Annotated in this window: 1 protein-coding gene; it reads left to right on the top strand. The window is 60.9% G+C overall.

Annotation, left to right across the window (positions count from 1 at the left end; genetic code table 11):
* Positions 1 to 1,837, top strand: a 1,837-nt coding sequence (locus ATN38_RS00125; protein WP_218747376.1) for an amino acid adenylation domain-containing protein, incomplete at both ends; no start/stop codon positions are given.

Genomic DNA, 1,837 nt, shown 5'->3' with positions numbered 1-1,837 from the left:
GCGCGGTTTGGTGATCGGGTTGCGGTGCGGTTCGGTGGCGAGTCGTTGTCGTATGGTGAGTTGTCGGTGCGGGCTAATCGTTTGGCGCGCAGGTTGATTGCTCAGGGTTGTGGTCCGGAGTCGTTGGTGGCGGTGGCGTTGCCGCGGTCGGCGGATCTTGTGGTGGCGTTGTTGGCGGTGGTGAAGTCCGGTGCGGGGTATTTGCCGGTGGATCCGTCGTATCCGGCTGATCGTGTCGAGTTCATGTTGGCTGATGCTGCTCCGGTGGCTGCGATTTCGTGGTCCGGGCGTGAGTTGGTGTTGCCCGCTGGTTTGCCGGTGGTTGATATCGACGCGGTGGATGTGTCGGAGTTCGATGGTTCGGTGGTTTCGGATGCGGATCGTGTTGCGCCGTTGCGGTCGTCGAATGTTGCGTATGTGATTTACACGTCGGGTTCGACGGGTCGCCCGAAGGGTGTGCAGGTTCCGCACACGACGGTGGCGAAGTTGTTTGCGAATACCGAGGGTGTGTACGGGTTCGACGAATCCGATGTGTGGACGATGTTCCACAGTTATGCGTTCGACTTCTCGGTGTGGGAGTTGTGGGGTCCGCTGTTGTACGGCGGCACGTTGGTGGTTGTGGATTATGTGACGTCGCGGTCGCCGGAGCAGTTCTTGGAGTTGCTTGCTGCTGAGCGGGTGACGGTGCTCAATCAGACGCCGTCGGCGTTCTATCAGTTGGCCGAGGCTGATCGGTTGGCGTCGGAATCCGGTCGGGCTGCTGAGTTGTCGTTGCGGTGGGTTGTTTTCGGCGGCGAGGCGCTCGAGCTGCGTCGCTTGTCGGATTGGTACGGCCGCCGCGGTGACTTCGCGCCGACGTTGGTGAACATGTATGGCATCACGGAGACGACGGTGCATGTGAGCCATCGTGTGTTGGATGCTGCGTTGGCGGCGGATGCGTCGGCGAGTGTTGTGGGTCAGGCTATTTCGGGTCTGCAGGTGTTCGTGCTCGATACGCGTTTGGCTCCGGTGCCTGTTGGTGTCGCGGGTGAGATGTATGTCTCTGGTGTTCAGTTGGCTCGGGGTTATCTGGGTCAGGCGGGGTTGACGTCGACGCGGTTTGTGGCGAATCCGTTCAATGCCGGCGAGGTGTTGTACCGCACGGGTGACGTCGCGTCGTGGAACAGTGCTGGTGATTTGGAGTATCTGGGTCGCGCGGATGATCAGGTGAAGATCCGTGGTTTCCGGATCGAGATCGGTGAGATCGAGTCTGCGGTGTTGGCGGATGTGTCGGTGGCGCAGACGGCGGTGGTTGTCCGTGAGGATTCTCCGGGTGATCAGCGGTTGGTGGCGTATGTGGTTCCGGCTGCGGGTGTGAGCGTTTCGGTCGACGATGTCCGCACCGGTGTGGGTTCGTTGTTGCCGGAGTACATGGTGCCGTCGGCGTTTGTGGTGTTGGATTCGATTCCGTTGACGGTGAACGGGAAGTTGGATCGTCGGGCGTTGCCGGTTCCGTCGTTGCAGGTTGCGGTGTTCCGTGCTCCGACGTCGGTGGTGGAAGAGGTTGTTGCGCAGACGTTTGCGGATGTTCTGGGCGTCGAGCGTGTTGGTTTGGATGATGATTTCTTCGCGCTCGGTGGTAATTCGCTGATTGCGACGCAGGTGACGTCTCGGTTGGGTCAGGCGTTGGATGCTTCGGTGTCGGTGCGGGAGTTGTTCGAGGCGTCGACGGTGGAGGCGTTGGCTGCTCGTTTGGGTTCTCATGTCGGTGGCGGTTCACGTGCGGCGTTGACTGCGCAGGTGCGTCCGGTTCGGGTTCCGTTGTCGTTGGCGCAGCAGCGCATGTGGTTCCTCAACC

Origin of the sequence: Rhodococcus sp. FH8 (genome assembly GCF_019266085.1) — a bacterium.
GTDB classification, from domain to species: domain Bacteria; phylum Actinomycetota; class Actinomycetes; order Mycobacteriales; family Mycobacteriaceae; genus Rhodococcus_F; species Rhodococcus_F qingshengii.
The sequence above is the reverse complement of the archived record's forward strand: the minus strand, read 5'-3'. Positions and strand labels throughout refer to the sequence as shown.